Genomic DNA, 15221 nt, shown 5'->3' with positions numbered 1-15221 from the left:
CAACCTTGTTTTCACGACTCACGCATTGCAATTACTTCTTGCTGCGGTGGCTGTTCTTGATCCATTCGGTCTTGTGGACTTCCGGGATATCGTCGAGCAGGCGGAGCGTATGCGGTTCGTTCGTGTTGTCGAGCACCTCGGCAGGGGTACCCTGGTTCACGATCTTGCCGTCATGCATGATGAAGATACGGTCCGAAACGTAGTTGGCGAGGCCGATGTCGTGAGTCACGAACACCACGGTCATCTTCAGCTCGTCTTTCAACTTGCGGAGGTAATCGAGGATGTTGGCGCGCACGCAGGCGTCCACCATGGAGGTGGCTTCGTCGGCGATCAGGACCTTCGGACGGAGCGCGAAGATTCGAGCCAGGAGCATACGCTGCATCTGGCCGCCAGAAAGTTCGAACGGGTACTTGCCTTCGATATCGGCAGGGGTCACGTTCACGGCCAGCAGGCCTTCGTCCACGCGGCGGCGGACTTCTTCCTTGCTGGGCTTGTTCTTCAGGATGTTCAGGGAATCTTCCAGTTGGCTACGGATAGTAAAGAACTGGTTGAAGCATCCGAACGGGTCCTGGAACACGGACTGCACTTCGTTCCAGTGGTCCTTCAGGTTCGTGATCCTGTGATCGCGATAGAGGAACTGGCCACGGGTAGGCTTGTACAGGCCGAGCATGATCTTGGCGAGCACGGACTTGCCGCAACCGGAGCCGCCCACGATAGAAATGAACTCTTCGTCATAAATATCGAAAGAAACGTCCTTCACGGCAGTCTTCAATGTCTTGCCGGCACCGAAGTCCTTGCTGATACGCTTGGCAGAAAAAACAACAGGCTTATTACTGAGCATAATCGCACCTCACGTCACGACCGCCGACAACGCGGAGGTTCTGGGTATTCTTCTTGCAGTCAGGGCAGGCCTTGCTGCAACGCGCCGCAAAACGGCATCCGACAATTTTCTTCTTGAGGCTCGGAGGAGCGCCTTCGATAGCCACCGGATGACGGCCACGCTGGCTCGCCTCGGTACTGAGCATGGCGCCCATGAGGGCCTGGGTGTACGGGTGGCGCGGATCCTTGACGACCTGTTCCGCCGTACCCTTTTCCACGAATTCGCCGGCGTACATGATGGCGATGTTGTCGGCCACGTGGTACAGGAGCGGAAGTTCGTGGGTAATGAAGATCATCGTGCTGAAGATGCCCTTGTCCAGAAGGTCGAAGATCATCTTGATCACTTCTTTCTGGGTGGAAACGTCCAGAGCGGAAGTCGGTTCGTCGGCGATCACCATCTGCGGGTTGAGCAGGGTGGAAATACCGATAACCGAACGCTGGCGTTCACCGGCTGTCAGCTGGATGGGATAAGAGTCGAGAACGCGCTTCGTATCCATTCCGAACAGGTCGAAACGTTCGCAAAGGCGGTCGTAGATTTCCTTGTGATCGAGCTTCTTGCCCGGCTGCTGGTGGGCAGCGATCACGTCGGCGGCGATGTCCTTGATTTTACGGACCGGGTTCAGGGCGTTGAACGCACCCTGCGGAATCATGGAAACCTTCTGGGCCAAGACGTTCGCGCGGACGTCTTCGATCTTGCGGTTCATGAGGGATTCCATCTTGTCGCCATTGCGGACGCGCACATCACTCTTGCCTTCGGGGTAGAGCGGCGGGATGCACATGCCCATAAGGCCGGACACGAGCGTGGACTTACCGCAACCGGATTCACCGGCGATGCCGAGGATTTCGCCCTGCTTCATGGAGAAGCTGACGTTCGTAACGGCATGCGTCTTGTCGCCGAAGCGGCCCAAGTAATAGAGGCTGAGATTATCTACTTCAAAAACATTTTCAGACATTTCGTTACCTCTTACTTGCGGAGCCTGGGGTTAAACACACCTTCCATCGACGTGTTGATCAGATAGAGGGCGAACACCGTAAGGGTGATGATGATAGTTGCCGGCAAGAAGGCGATCCAGATGCCACCCGAGAGGGCGCCATTGTCCTTGGCCTGGTTCAGGATGATGCCGAGGCTCGTGGAATCCAGAGGACCGAGGCCAATCATGGAGATGGAGGCTTCGGAAAGGATACCGGAAGAGACCTGCATGATGAACACCATGAACACGTAAGAAAGCAGGTACGGAAGCACATGCTTCAGGACGATGGTGAGCGTAGAAGCTCCGTTGATGCGGGCCAATGCGATATGATCGCGGCTACGCAGCGAAGAAGCCTGGGCACGCACGGCACGGGCAGACCAGCTCCACGCGGTAAGGCCAATGATAAGGCCAATCAGCGTAAGAGAACGTCCGTCCTTCACGGCAGAGCTGATGAGCACGAGAATCACGAACTGCGGAATCACGATAAAGATATTCGTGAGCATGTTCAGCACTTCGTCGATCCAGCCGCCACGGAAACCGCCGAACAGACCGATGAGCACACCGATCGTCGTCGCGATTACGCCGGCCACAAGGCCCACATACAGAGAAGAACGGAGACCTTCGATCAGCAGGGACACGTAGTCGCGGCCGAGGTGGTCGGTACCGAGGAGGTGATCGGCGCTGGAGCCCGCGTACGGGCCGGCCATCATGTCACGGGCATTGATATCCACGTGATAGAACAGCGGTCCGAAAACTGCGATCAACAGCGTGATGATGAAAATAGACACACCGATAACGAACATCGGGGACTTGAGAAGATTTCTTAAAAGCTTACCCATGATTACTTACCTCCCATCTGGAGACCGGCCTTGACACGCGGGTCAAAGACGGCAATCAAAACGTCAACGGCGAAGTTAGCGACGAGCACGCAGGTCGAAATCATGAGCGTGCAGCCCTGAATCGTAGCGTAGTCGTTCTGCTGGATGGCAGTGAGCATCGCCATACCGAGGCCGGGGTAAGAGAAAATCATTTCGGTAATGAGGGCACCACCCACCATCGCACCGAGGCTCTGGGCGAGACCGGTGAGCTGCGGGAGCATGGCGTTACGGAACACGTAGCTGATGATCTTGCCTTCGCGAAGACCGAGCCACTTGGCGTACTTCATGTAGTCGGTACCGAGTTCATAGATAGACATGGAACGCATACCCGTCGCCTGGCCCGAAAGAAGAATCGGGAACACAGAGAAGAACGGGAGCACGTAGTAGTACCCGACGCTCTTGATGCAGTTCCAGTTGAACTGGAGTTCCGGAATATCCGGGCTGTAGGCGCCCATGGCCGGGAACCAGCCAAGCGTGATGGAGAAGAGCGCCACGAGCAGCATACCGAACACGAAGAACGGCACACCGTTCAGGAACATGGCGCACGGGAAGAAGACCTTGTCGAAGATACCGCGCTTGTATGCAGCGAAGGCACCGAGAAGGTTACCGACAATCCAGCCGAGGATAATGGTCGGGGCCTGGATGGCAAGGGTCCACGGGAGGGATTCCTTGATGATTTCGATAACCGGCTTCGGATACTGGCTGTAAGACAGGCCGAGGTCTCCCTTGAACACGTTACCGATGTAGGTAAAGAACTGGGAGAGGCCCGAAGCGAGCTTCGGATCGGACTTGAGGACTTCCTGGTCCACCATGACAGTATCCTGGTGTTCGGCCTGAACCTGTTCCATGACAGGAACCTGTTCAACCTTGGCGACCTTCTTCTTGGTCACAGGGTCTTTTTCCATGACCGGCTTGCCCTTTTCGTCGAGGACCGGCTTTTCTTCGAATACCGGGTTACCGGCTTCGTCGACCTTCTGGCGTTCGATCATCTTCGGCGAACCATCTTCGTTCACCTCGAGAACGGTCTTGAGCACCGGGGCGCCGTTTTCCATTTTCGGGACCTTGATGGTCTTCATCTGACCATTGTCGTCAATTTCCCTTTCATAGACAACGTTGCCCTGATCGTCGAGTTCGGCCATGCCGAATGCCTTGAGCAAGGTTTCCTTCTTGAGCTTCGCCTGTTCGGGAGAAAGGCCTTGGGCGGCCTTACCCATGATGATGTCCACGGGGTTGTTTTCACCCATACGAGGCAGCGTGAAGTTGATTGCGACAGCTACGACAAACGTCAGGAGGTACCAGAACGCCTTCTGCAGGACATAGCGTAGCATAGGATACTGTTTTAGCATTTATAGTCCTTTTATTTCTTTTATTACTTGGCGAGCTTCAGGCTCCAGAGAACCTTCGTGCCCGAAGCGATCCACGGCAGCTGGGCCGGAGCGTAGGCATTTTCAGCAGACGGCCAGTTGGTCCACACGCGGTCGCTGAATTCGTAGTACTGTTCCGGGAGGTAAGCGAGCGGAATCGCCGGCTGATCTTCCATGAAGATCTTGTTGAGTTCACGGTAGGCTTCGGCCTTCTGGGCTTCGTCAGTCATGAGCGGGATTTCGGCGAGAAGCTTGTCGACTTCAGGACGGAATTCCTTGGTGCCCGGCTGGTTGTAACGGCCGATGTTGGTACCGGCCCAGTCACCGAGCTTCTGCCAGTCGCGGCTGGACATGACTTCGTTGAAGCGGCTCCACGGGAGAGACGGAGACACGTCGGCAGTCGGCTTGTGCATGATGAGGTCGAAGTTGCCGGTGCCCATGGCAGGCCAGTACTGACCGCCATCCACGAAACCTTCACGAACGTCGATACCGGCCTTGCGCATGCCTTCGACGGCGATGTTCACGATGGATTCCCAGTCGGTCCAGCCGGCCGGAGAAGTGATGAAGAGGGTCGGGATCTTTTCGCCCTTGGCATTTTCCATGTGGTCGAGAGAACCGTCATCCTTGAACACGGACTTGTAACCGGCTTCGGTAAGCATGGCCTTCACCGTGTTGAGGCGTTCGGCTTCGTCGGTAATGTCGAGCTTCACGCCGACCTTCTGGTCTTCGGCGTTGATGTACTTGCCTTCGAGGTTCGTCGGCATGATGAGGCCCGGCTGCAGCTGAGAGGTGTAACCGGAAAGAGCGAACTGACGGATGGCGTTGTAGTCGATGGCCGTAGCGAGGGCACGACGGAAGCGCTTGTCGTTGAGGGGCTCCTTCATGGTGTTGATCATGAGCATCGGCATAGCGCCCGGAGTGAAGAACGGAGCGTCGTTCAACCAGGTGTGCACGCCGGCGCTCTTGAGGTCGCCGATACGCGGAATGAAGGACATGGAAGCATCGAGTTCGCCCTTGCGGAGAGCGATGGTGTTGTGTTCGTTGCTCTTGTAGATCGGGTGAACGATGTACTTCGGAGCCGGGAGCTTGCCTTCGTGGAGAGCGGCATTGCCCCAGTAGTCGTCACGACGTTCGAGGATAATCTTGTTCGCAGAGTAGTCCTTGATGGTATACGGACCGGAAACGACCGGGTTCTTGTCGAACATCATCTTCTTGACTTCGTCGAGGCCCTTTTCGGCAACGAGCGGTTCAAACACGTGGGCCGGCACGATACGGATGGCCTGGAGGAGGTCCATCACAGAAAGCGGGTTGTTGCGCTTGTCCTTAGCCACAATGAAAGAAATGCGTTCGACAACGGGAGCGTCCTCTGCTGCCGGTTCGGCCTTGACGGTATCCACGTGAATTGCAGAAATCTGTTCCGTCGTGTTGATGGAACCGTTGGCGAAGATGAACTTCACGTCGTTGGAGTTCACCTGCTTGCCGTCGCTCCACTTGGCGGCGGGGTTCAGGTCGACAACGATGCTGTCGTTGTTGGAAAGTTCGGAAACGACGGAACCGAGAAGGGATTCCACCTGACCGTTCAAGGTATTATAGGTGACGAGCGGTTCGTACACCAGGTTGAAACGGCCACCCACCGGCCATGCAGCCATCCAGCTTTCGGCAAGCGGGTTGAACGTAGCGGGAGCACCCCACTGCTGGCCAGAGAGATATAGTGTTTCCTGGCGGGGCAGAGCGCCTTCGGCAGCCTGCTGTTGCTGTTCTCCGCCACACCCAAAAAGGGCTCCCGTAGCCGAAACGGCAACGACAGTCTTGAGAATAGATTTCATTCCAATCATGTGTATCCTCTTGTATAAAGGTATATCAAGCCTTTGTTTAAAAAAATCATTCGTAATATAGATTTAATTAAAAAATTTGGTTTTTACGTTTCAAAAAAAACTGTTTACAAAGCAGCACAAGCCCCGAAACGTTTACAAAAGTTTACTGCAAGCGAAGGCTCCCCCCGTAACAACGGGGTTTCCAGGCAGAATCGCTTACGATTATACGTCATAAATCTTCCGTAAATGTTTTCATTTATTATCTTTGCCATAAACCTAATTAGGAGCAAAAATGAAAAAATCTCTCTTTGTCGGCGCAGCCGCCTCTTTGTCGGTTGCCGCCATTCTCGTCGCCTGTGGCGATGATGACAGTTCCAGCAGTTTTACCCCGACTGCCTCTAAGCTTTCAGGCCTCGTCGTTTCCGCAGACGATCTTCCCAAGTGCACTAGCGCCAAGGATGGCAAGATTCTAGTCGCTGATGAAGAAATCGCCATCTGTGACGAAAGGGCCTGGACCGCATTCGTCTGCGGCGAGAAGGACGGCGACGAAGTCAACGCCGCAGCCGAACTGGTTGGCGATTCCGCCCTGGTCATCACCTGCGACGGCGATTCTATCGGCGCGATCACCAAGGCCGACGTCGAAGGCTGCGAAATCGTGAAGGACGACGAACAGGTCTCCCTGGTTTGCGACGAAGACACGCTCGCCACCGTGGCCGTCAAGAAAGAAACCGAAAGCAGTTCTTCCAAGGCCAAGAGCAGCGAATCCAAGGACGAAAGCAGCTCTTCCAAGGCAAAGAGCAGCGAATCCAAGGACGAAAGCAGTTCTTCCAAGGCAAAGAGCAGCGAGTCCAAGGACGAAAGCAGTTCCTCCAAGGCAAAGAGCAGCGAGTCCAAGGACGAAAGCAGCTCCTCCAAGGCAAAGAGCAGTGAATCCAAGGAAAGCAGCTCCTCCGAAACCCCGGTAAGCTCTACCGTGCCCGCATCCAGCTCTTCCGCTGAACCGACTTCCTCTTCCGAAGCCCCGGCAAGTTCCGCCACCGAACCGGAAAGTTCCGCCACTGAACCGGAAAGCTCCGCCGTCGAGCCGGAAAGTTCCAGCGAAAAAGAATCTTCCAGCAGCGCCGTATTGCTTCGCGATGAACGTTGGGCATTCCTGGATCCCTTTGTCGAATGGACCACTGCCAAAAAAGGTACCGTCATTGAAAACAAAGCTTTCGTAGCTGTCCTAAAAAAAGAAGAATTCATCGAGGTGGAAAGCTCTTCTTCGACTAAAAGTTATGAAGCTTACAAAGTAGTCAGGCTTTCTAAAACAGAAGCCTACACCATGGCGATCAAGGTAACAGCCACGGGCGTATTCACCGTCGTCATTAAGGATGGTATAGATATCCCGGGCTCTTCCTCTTCCATAACCGGAAAATCCTCCCCGTTTTTGCACTCATCTTCCTCGTTCGGTAGAACGCTCAACTAGCGGTCACAATAAAGCTTTTTAAACGGGCTTCCTCTCCGGAAGCCCGTTTTTATTTTATCCATAAATTTTCGCATAACGCAGAAAAGCCGCCCCAAACGGGACGGCTTTTCTTAGTAATTCTAATAGTTTAGAAAATTACTTGGCCTTCTTGCAGCACTTCTTGCAAGCCTTGGCAGCCGGAGCAGCTTTGCAAGCCTTGCGCGGGTCACCGGCATAGACAGCGGCCTTGCCCAGTTCTTCTTCGATGCGGAGGAGGCGGTTGTACTTGCAAACGCGGTCCGTACGGGAGAGAGAACCAGTCTTGATCTGGCCAGCGGCAGTACCGACGGCGAGGTCAGCAATGAAGGTGTCTTCGGTTTCGCCAGAGCGATGAGAAACGATCGGAGCATAGCCTTCGTTCTGAGCGCGCTTGATGGCGGCGAGAGTTTCGGACACAGAACCCACCTGGTTCACCTTGATGAGGATGGCGTTAGCGATACCGGCCTTGATGCCTTCGTCGAAGATGGTCGGGTTGGTAACGAACAGGTCGTCACCCACGAGGTTGATCTTGCCGCCGAGCTTGTCGGTCATGACCTTCCAGCCAGCCCAGTCAGCTTCGTCGAGACCGTCTTCAATGGAGAAGATGGAGTACTTGTCGATGAGCTTTTCGTAGAGCTTCACCATGTCGGCAGACTTGACAGTCTTCTTGGTGCTCTTCTTGAAGGTGTAGGTTTCCGGCTTGCCAGCCTTGGTGTTCTTGTCGCAGAATTCAGAGGAAGCAACGTCAAGAGCGATCTTGATGTCAGTGCCGAACTTGTAACCGGCATTGGTGGTTGCAGCCTTGAGGGCGTCGAGAGCCTTTTCGAGGGTCATCACGCCAGTGATTTCGTAACCGAACTTGTTCTTGGCGGGCTTGATACTCACGCCCGGAGCGAAGCCACCTTCGTCACCAACGGTGGTGTCGAAGCCACCCTTCTTCAGCACAGCCTTGAGGGCGTGGAAGATTTCGGTGACCATCTGGAGGCCCTTGGAGAAAGTCTTGGCGCCAACCGGAGCAATCATGAATTCCTGGAAGTCAATCGGAGCGGAGGAGTGTGCACCGCCGTTGATCACGTTGCACATCGGGCACGGGAGCGTGAGCTTCTTGGTGCCATGGAGCTTGGCGATGTACTGGTAGAGAGGCATCTTGGCGTCGTTAGCAGCGGCGCAGCAAACAGCCATGGAAACGCCGAGGATGGCGTTTGCACCGAGGGTGTTCTTGAGCATGCGGTTGCCGTCGAGAGCGATCATGGCGTCGTCGACTTCGGTCTGCTTGGCCGGGTCCATGCCGATGATCTTCTTGGCGATCTTGGTGTTCACGTTCTTCACAGCAGTGAGCGTGCCCTTGCCGCAATAGGTCTTCTTGTCGCCGTCGCGGAGTTCGCAAGCTTCGCGTTCGCCGGTAGAAGCACCGCTCGGGACAGCAGCGTGACCCTTCACGCCGTTTTCGAGGGTAACATCAACTTCGAGAGTGGGATTGCCGCGAGAGTCGAGGATCTGGCGGGCAACAACGGATTTGATTTTAGAAGCCATTTTTTAGCCTTTTGTTTAGTGTGAAAAATTTTTCGCGGTTAAAATATAGAATTAAAAAAAGGCGCGGCAACACCCCCAAAAAAAAGATTATCCCTTTTGAGGGATAATCTTAAAACCCATCCGCAGAAAACCGATTACTTCACCAGGACCTTTCTGCCGTAGTAGGCACCGCGGGCCCTGTTCGAGCTGTTGACCTTGCAGCCTTTCAGGTCGTAATCACGCTGCATGCGGAACTGGGCTTCACGCGTAACCATCGGGCGAATCGCAACCGTCGAATCCGTAGAATCCTGCGGCGGCTCGGCGGCGGCCTTGAAGGTCACCTTGTAAAGTTCGCAGTCCTCGAACCAGTCGATGGAATCGCCTTCCTTGTAGGCAACGCCGTTGATTTCCTGCGCTTCCATTTCCTTTTCCTTGACAACCTTCGGCTTCGGCTTCCAAATCTTGAAGTTGCCGGTCAGATGGAGCATGGCGAGGTAATGCACCAGGCCGTCGTAGTAGCGCTGGCTACCCACGATCGGCTTGGAATCCCAGGCCTTCTGCAAAACCTTCTTGACCAGGTCCTTATAGCTGTCTTCTTTCAGCAGGGCGTAGGTCGCCACGGCGTTCGCACCGGCCTGGCCGATGGTGAAATCGCCGTATCCGCTGGTGCCGTCCCAGTTAAAGTGTCCGTGCTTGTAGCCGTCTTTCTCGAAAAAGTCGGTGATGACCTTCGCAATCTTCGTCTGGCGTTCCGCATCGGCACCGAACAGGTAGTAGTCCATGCCGTAGTTCATGGGGCAGCGGATGGCGTCGAATGCGTACTTGGTGGAGTTGTCGCTGAATGCGTAATGCGGCGTTCCGTCGAAGTTGCTGTAGTCGCTGCACAGGCCCGACTGCGGATTGGCGGAATTGTAGATGTGGTCGCGGGTAGCCTTGGTGGCCTTCTGCCACTTGTCCTTGTTGGTGTCGGACCAGCGGCTGAACAAATCAACAAATGCGGGCAGGCTGTAGGAGGCGTCGCCCCAGGTGTTGTTGCCGTCGGACGGCTGGAAGGTCGCGATATAGGACTGTTCGCTGTACAGGGATTGGCCGTTTCCTTTCCAGCAGGCCTTCAAGATGCTCTGTGCATCCTTCATGTATTGGGCGTCGTCCCAGCGGTGTGCCGCGAACAAAAGCGACATCATGAAGTAGATTTCGCCGTCGGGAGCGTTACCCCAGTCTCGCACGGAACCGTCGCGGTTCGCCTGCCAGGCAAAATAGCCGCTTCCACCCGTAGCGGGATCCTTCCACATGTGCTTCTTGGCCCAGTTCCAGAGCTTGCCGAACTGTTCCTTGTGGTTGGTCTGCACGGCAATCATCATGCCGTAGCTCATGCCTTCGGAACGGATGTCGTTGTTGTTGATGTCGACGATGTAGCCGCCGTCATTGTCTTCGTAATACACCGTCTTGTCGTTCTGGCCGCCGAAGTAGTGGTTCCAGAGTTCATCAAGCTTATTCTTGATGTCCTCGTCGGTCTTGCCCAGGATGGTCTTGAACGGGCTCGTGTAATCGCCGGTGTAGTAGGCGCCCATGTAATTCTTCTCGTCGCAATCCGGGCCATAGTAGGCGCCGTTCTCGTCAAAGAACTTTACGGGCGTGACCTTGTCTTGCGCGAAACAAGTCACGGCGGCGAAGCCACACAGGCATAACGCCGCCGAAAGCGGAAAAAGTTTTGTTCTCCTCATGTTACTCCTTTGTGTACAGAAAAAGATAATCGGCAATTCCCCCAAATTGCCTTTACGCGACTTTTTTTTGTTGTACTACTTTAAACGTCCAAATTTTGCCAAAAAAACAAATTTTCGGTAAAAAATGGCAAAACTTATCCATAATGGACAAGCAAAAAAATTTTTCACATTTCGGTAAACCGACTATTTCTCTACCACACGCCCGGAAAGTTCACGAAAATCATCATTTTTGTACAAAGTAATTCCCGGAGAAACCAGGTGGAATATGGACTGTTCCGCGAGAGCGTCCAGGCTAAACCCGAAAGAATCCAGGCGATTGCGGTAGCTATCGACAGAATTGTCGAAAGACACCATGTAGGGCGGGCGCCGGAGCAAGCCCTGTTCCACAAGCGAGAGCAGCTCCACCCCTACCCTGTCGTTCGACACCACCCAGGCGTCCACGGGCGGGATATCCGCAACGAGCGAAAGCAGAATGCGCCGGAAGTTCGCGCGGTAGCGGGATTCCTGCATAAAGTCGTACGGACTCGCATGGGACGCGTCCGTCGCTTCGAACACCTCGAGTCCCACCTTCTTGAGTCCTTTCAGGCGGTCCCTCGACCACATGCTCATGTGATACGGCGAGACAAAGGCAATGCGGGACATTCCCTTCTCTTTCAGGAACCGCCCCACGGCGCGCCCCGGGAATTCACCGAAGGCGAGGTTAAAGAACGCAAATCGCTTTTCCTTTTTCAGAGCTCGCGGGATATCGTACAGCGGATGTTCCCACCACACAGCCACAGGGAACCGCGTACACGCCAATTCAGCAAACAGACGGTTCACGTTGAACACCAGCATCGTCGAGACGACCGCGCCAAAGCACCCGCGGCAACTTTCCATATCTACGCGGTTGCCTCCCGCATCCAGGAACACGCCGCCGTCCTCGAAATACCCGAGCGCCTTGACCTTGAGGTTGTTGCGGCGAGCCTCCGCATACACCTTCTGCATGAACGTGAGTTCGCGTTCACCGAGGCAGTTGAAGTCGCCGTTTTGATTGCATCGCATTATCAGGAGGATTTCCTTGAGCCTCGCCGCCGACACGCGGTGCACATTCACGAACCTGTACCTCCCCCTCCCCTTGCGCTCGAGTACGCCTTTTCTGCACAGGGCCTCGAGCGTGCGACGCATCGTTGGCGGAGTCGTCCCGAATTCCGAACAAAGGTCCTTGATGGAAGGCAGCGGAGCGTCTGCAGAGATTTTCCCGGAGTTCCATCCGTCTAGCAGAAGTCTTTCCAGGCGGTCGCCTTCTCGTTCGTGTACGGAGACAGCCAATTCCGGCTTCCGTCCCCAAAAATAGCCGTTACCGTGTTCGGCATAAATTTTTCCCTGATCCACCATCTTCTTGTATGCACGAAAAACGGTATACGTGGACGCTCCCGAAGACGAGGCGACATCGCGCACGGAAGGGAGCCTGTCCCCGGCCTTGAATCCCGACGATTCAATCCACCTGCAAAAATCCGCGACTGTCACTGGGGCCCCCTTGTTGAGAACAGTAGATACACTTTGTAATAAATATAGATAAGTTTACGGCATCGTGGAATTCCCTGAACCTATTTTTCTGATGTAAAGCAAAAAATTATTCCTCCGCACAAAAAAGAGGCCTACATGTTCAAGAAACTCCTTTTATCATTGGGAATCCTGCCTATGACTACTCTCGCATTCCAAATCGGCGCCTGGGTCGGCGGACCCGGGCAGTACCCGCAACCCACACAGCAGAACGTGCAGGCATTCCAAGATTTGCAGGGCACGCACCTCGACCTCATCAGCTACTTCGCGCTCTTCGACATCAACGACTGGAACGCGACCAGGGAATACGCCGACGTCGCGAAGAACAACGGCTCCACGCTGGTGGTGACCTGGATGGCGAACGGCTACAATGCGCAGGAACTGGTGAACGGCAAGGCCGACTCCTACATCCGCGAATATGCAAAGGGAGTCAAGGCCTACGGCGAAGAAATCTGGCTCAGGCCGCTCCACGAAGCGAACGGCGACTGGTACGACTGGGGCGTGGGCAAGGCTGGCGCAGGCAATACCGACGCGAACGTCGCCGAGGCCTTCCGCCACATCGTGAAAATCTTCAAGGAAGAAAACGTCACGAACGTCAAGTGGGTATGGACTACCAACGCCTCGAACCAGGGCAACGGCACCACGCTCACGGGCAACTACCCCGGTGACGAGTACGTGGACTACATCTCCATCGACGGCTACAACTGGGGCAAATGCCAGAGCTGGTCCAGCTGGCAGACGTTCTCGCAGGTGTTCAAGAAGGCGTACAACGCGCTCGCGAACATCGACAAGCCTCTCTTCATCGCCGAAATTTCCAGTTCCGAACTGGGAGGAAACAAGGCCGAATGGATTACCGACATGTTCGAGCACTTCGCCACGGACTTCTCGCGCGTTTTCGCGGTGATGTGGTTCAGCCAGAGCAAGGAAGCGAACGAGGGCGACTGGGCGCTCAACACATCGCAGGCTGCCGTTGACGCGTGGAAGGCGGGCATCGCGAAGATGAAGGCGATGCAGCCCGGCTCTTCGAGCAGCCAGGGCGTCAGTTCATCTTCGAACGGCACCGACATCGTGCCTAACGGGAGGGCAGCCAGCAGTTCCTTTCGCCTGCAAGACGGCAAGCTCTACATGCAAACAAGCAAAGCGTTAAAGGCAAGCGTCGTACAGTTCGACTACCAGGGCCGTGTCCTGTGGCAAAGCGCCGTGCAGCACTTTACCCCGGGCGAGCACGCGCTGGACGTTTCCGAGGCGAGCACGCGCAGCATCTACAGGCTAAACGTACTGCGATAAGGGAATCACTTCCTCACGAACCGCAACCCCGCCCAGATGGTGTGAAGGTTGAACATGCTGTATTCCTTTTCCGATTCGACCGGATTTTCAAACGCGGCGGTCAGGGCGACACCCATGTTCCACCTTTCGTTAAAGGCCCACGTGTGACCGACATCGAAGACGATGCTCTGGGTCAACGTCGAAATTTCCATAGCACCGTGATTACGGTCCCTTATGGCGTTCTTTTCCTCATCTACCTGGGTTTCGATAATGGAGAAGCCGAACGACGCGCCGGCATGGAATCCCGTCAGGGGCGATTCCTTTTTAGCAAAGGGGTAGAACGTAAAGCCGCCACCAAGGAACAGCCGCGTTGAAAGGGAATGGAGTTCACTGTAACGAATATACTCCTCATGCTCGACCCAATGATTGTGGAATGCATAGCCGTCATCGTCGCCAGCGTATTCCACGGGCTCCTTCACCACATAACAGTCAAAATTATGGAACCCTTCGGTGTAAGTCCCCTGAATGACGCCAAATACGGCCAGCTTTTCCCAACCATAGCCTACCTTCAGGTCAAGCACGGGGCCATAGCCCACGTACTCCACCTTGTCGCGTGGCGCATATTCCCCGCTGGGACCCGTATCCTCGCACCCCTCAATGCCGAGGCATTCCCCCACATGGTCATCGGCCTGCTGCAACCTGCGGGGGCGTTCCTGCTCAACATAGTCCGCCTTGGCAATGCCCAAGGATCCCTCCAGATAAAGCCCTTCGGCCGAAGCGCCCGCTGCAACAACACAAGCCGCCAAGATGCAATTCTTAAAAACGTTTCCCATAAATCCTCCTAATGCAATACAAGTAAAGTAAATCTACAAAAAAGAAAAGGCTCCGCAAAAGCGGAGCCCTTCCTCTAGGATATTCTGTGCTAATGCAAGAATTAGAAACGGAAGTGGGCGAAAGCCTTGTTGGCTTCGGCCATCTTGTGCGTGTCGTTCTTCTTGCGGACAGCGTTGCCTTCACCGTTCTTGGCGGCAACGAGTTCGGCAGCAAGGCGGTCGGCCATGTTGGCTTCGTTACGGCTACGGGCGGCATCGAGAAGCCAGCGGAGAGCGAGAGCCTTGGCGCGGTCCGGTGCAACTTCCATAGGAACCTGGTAGTTGGCACCACCGATACGGCGGGACTTCACTTCGAGGCGCGGCTTGATGTTTTCGAGGCATGCTTCGAACTTTTCGAGCGGAGTTTCCTTGCCTTCGACCTTCTTGTCAAGCTGATCAAGAGCGGTGTAGACAATCTGTTCGGCGATGGTCTTCTTGCCCTGCTTCAAAACAACACCGACGAGTTCGGTAACGAGGGTGGAGTGGAAACGCGGATCCGGGAGGATGGAGCGATGGAGAGCCTTTCTTCTTCTAGACATATACTACTTCCTTACTTCTTGGCCGGAGCGGCACCTTTCTTCTTGACACCATACTTGGAACGGCCGTTCTGACGGCCATTGACGGCCTGGGTATCCAGGGCGCCACGGATGATGTGGTAACGCACACCCGGAACATCCTTGACACGACCACCGCGGATGAGCACGATGGAGTGTTCCTGGAGGTTGTGGCCTTCGCCCGGGATGTAAGCGGTAACTTCCATCTTGTTGGAAAGGCGCACACGAGCAATCTTACGAAGAGCGGAGTTCGGCTTCTTCGGGGTGCTGGTGTAGACACGGGTGCAAACGCCACGCTTCTGCGGGCAGGACTTCAAGGCCACGGAAGCGGTCTTGTTGCTGATCTGTTCACGTCCGTT

General features: G+C 55.0%; 13 protein-coding genes. 2 read left to right on the top strand and 11 right to left on the bottom strand.

Features of this window, described 5'->3' with window-relative positions; translation table 11 throughout:
- Window positions 1–31: 31 nt before the first annotated feature.
- The 5 genes from B3M32_RS00560 to B3M32_RS00540 are packed head-to-tail and all read right to left on the bottom strand — an operon-like array spanning window position 32 to window position 5927.
- Window positions 32–841 (bottom strand): ABC transporter ATP-binding protein, encoded by an 810-nt coding sequence (locus B3M32_RS00560; RefSeq protein ID WP_290742300.1) that lies wholly within the window; start codon window positions 839–841, stop codon window positions 32–34.
- The gene (locus B3M32_RS00555) at window positions 831–1832 is read right to left on the bottom strand and encodes an ABC transporter ATP-binding protein (protein ID WP_290742297.1); all 1002 of its coding nucleotides are present in this window, start codon (window positions 1830–1832) and stop codon (window positions 831–833) included. The genes B3M32_RS00560 and B3M32_RS00555 overlap by 11 nt, the downstream gene beginning before the upstream one ends.
- 11 nt (window positions 1833–1843) lie before the next feature.
- Window positions 1844–2689, bottom strand: coding sequence for an ABC transporter permease (locus tag B3M32_RS00550; RefSeq protein WP_290742294.1), 846 nt, complete (start codon window positions 2687–2689; stop codon window positions 1844–1846).
- A 2-nt stretch (window positions 2690–2691) separates the two neighbouring features.
- Window positions 2692–4056, bottom strand: a complete 1365-nt coding sequence (locus tag B3M32_RS00545; protein WP_290742292.1) for an ABC transporter permease — start codon at window positions 4054–4056, stop codon at window positions 2692–2694.
- 41 nt (window positions 4057–4097) lie between these two features.
- Window positions 4098–5927 carry an ABC transporter substrate-binding protein gene (locus tag B3M32_RS00540; protein WP_290742289.1) on the bottom strand — a complete coding sequence of 610 codons (1830 nt, stop codon included), beginning with the start codon at window positions 5925–5927 and terminating at the stop codon, window positions 4098–4100.
- A gap of 271 nt (window positions 5928–6198) precedes the next feature.
- Here B3M32_RS00540 and B3M32_RS00535 point away from each other — a divergent pair, with 271 nt between their 5' ends.
- Window positions 6199–7374: a hypothetical protein gene (locus B3M32_RS00535; RefSeq protein ID WP_290742286.1), complete on the top strand. Its 1176-nt coding sequence runs from the start codon at window positions 6199–6201 to the stop codon at window positions 7372–7374.
- Between the two features lie 135 nt (window positions 7375–7509).
- On the opposite strand, the gene eno is transcribed toward B3M32_RS00535, so the two are convergent.
- The 3 genes from eno to B3M32_RS00520 all read right to left on the bottom strand — a co-directional run bounded on the left by eno (window position 7510) and on the right by B3M32_RS00520 (window position 12134).
- Complete coding sequence (gene eno / locus B3M32_RS00530) at window positions 7510–8925, bottom strand: phosphopyruvate hydratase (protein WP_290742283.1); 1416 nt, start codon at window positions 8923–8925, stop codon at window positions 7510–7512.
- A gap of 134 nt (window positions 8926–9059) precedes the next feature.
- Window positions 9060–10628 (bottom strand): glycosyl hydrolase family 8, encoded by a 1569-nt coding sequence (locus B3M32_RS00525; RefSeq protein ID WP_290742280.1) that lies wholly within the window; start codon window positions 10626–10628, stop codon window positions 9060–9062.
- 183 nt (window positions 10629–10811) lie between these two features.
- On the bottom strand, window positions 10812–12134 hold the full coding sequence (locus tag B3M32_RS00520; protein ID WP_290742277.1) for a GntR family transcriptional regulator: 1323 nt from the start codon (window positions 12132–12134) through the stop codon (window positions 10812–10814).
- A gap of 135 nt (window positions 12135–12269) precedes the next feature.
- Between B3M32_RS00520 and B3M32_RS00515 the strand changes: the two genes are divergently transcribed.
- Window positions 12270–13457, top strand: coding sequence for a glycoside hydrolase family 26 protein (locus B3M32_RS00515; protein ID WP_290742274.1), 1188 nt, complete (start codon window positions 12270–12272; stop codon window positions 13455–13457).
- Window positions 13458–13462: 5 nt separating this feature from the next.
- Here the strand turns inward: B3M32_RS00515 and B3M32_RS00510 are convergent, their stop codons facing one another.
- The 3 genes from B3M32_RS00510 to rpsL all read right to left on the bottom strand — a co-directional run.
- Entirely contained in the window at window positions 13463–14269 is an 807-nt protein-coding gene (locus tag B3M32_RS00510) for a hypothetical protein (protein ID WP_290742271.1), read from the bottom strand.
- Window positions 14270–14370: 101 nt separating this feature from the next.
- Entirely contained in the window at window positions 14371–14847 is a 477-nt protein-coding gene (gene rpsG / locus B3M32_RS00505; RefSeq protein WP_290742269.1) for a 30S ribosomal protein S7, read from the bottom strand.
- Window positions 14848–14858: 11 nt separating this feature from the next.
- The coding region (rpsL, locus tag B3M32_RS00500) for a 30S ribosomal protein S12 (RefSeq protein ID WP_290742266.1) at window positions 14859–15221 on the bottom strand (363 nt) is incomplete at its 5' end.

It is taken from the genome of Fibrobacter sp. UBA4309 (assembly GCF_002395745.1).
Taxonomy (GTDB): Bacteria; Fibrobacterota; Fibrobacteria; order Fibrobacterales; family Fibrobacteraceae; genus Fibrobacter.
The sequence above is the reverse complement of the archived record's forward strand: the minus strand, read 5'-3'. Positions and strand labels throughout refer to the sequence as shown.

What these genes read in the sequence shown, in the direction of transcription:
- B3M32_RS00560 (WP_290742300.1), bottom strand. Translation starts at nt 841, where the DNA reads ATGCTCAGTAATAAGCCTGTTGTTTTTTCTGCCAAGCGTATCAGCAAG.
- eno (WP_290742283.1), bottom strand. Translation starts at nt 8,925, where the DNA reads ATGGCTTCTAAAATCAAATCCGTTGTTGCCCGCCAGATCCTCGACTCT.
- B3M32_RS00515 (WP_290742274.1), top strand. Translation starts at nt 12,270, where the DNA reads ATGTTCAAGAAACTCCTTTTATCATTGGGAATCCTGCCTATGACTACT.
- B3M32_RS00510 (WP_290742271.1), bottom strand. Translation starts at nt 14,269, where the DNA reads ATGGGAAACGTTTTTAAGAATTGCATCTTGGCGGCTTGTGTTGTTGCA.
- B3M32_RS00545 (WP_290742292.1), bottom strand. Translation starts at nt 4,056, where the DNA reads ATGCTACGCTATGTCCTGCAGAAGGCGTTCTGGTACCTCCTGACGTTT.
- B3M32_RS00550 (WP_290742294.1), bottom strand. Translation starts at nt 2,689, where the DNA reads ATGGGTAAGCTTTTAAGAAATCTTCTCAAGTCCCCGATGTTCGTTATC.
- B3M32_RS00555 (WP_290742297.1), bottom strand. Translation starts at nt 1,832, where the DNA reads ATGTCTGAAAATGTTTTTGAAGTAGATAATCTCAGCCTCTATTACTTG.
- B3M32_RS00535 (WP_290742286.1), top strand. Translation starts at nt 6,199, where the DNA reads ATGAAAAAATCTCTCTTTGTCGGCGCAGCCGCCTCTTTGTCGGTTGCC.
- B3M32_RS00540 (WP_290742289.1), bottom strand. Translation starts at nt 5,927, where the DNA reads ATGATTGGAATGAAATCTATTCTCAAGACTGTCGTTGCCGTTTCGGCT.
- B3M32_RS00525 (WP_290742280.1), bottom strand. Translation starts at nt 10,628, where the DNA reads ATGAGGAGAACAAAACTTTTTCCGCTTTCGGCGGCGTTATGCCTGTGT.
- rpsG (WP_290742269.1), bottom strand. Translation starts at nt 14,847, where the DNA reads ATGTCTAGAAGAAGAAAGGCTCTCCATCGCTCCATCCTCCCGGATCCG.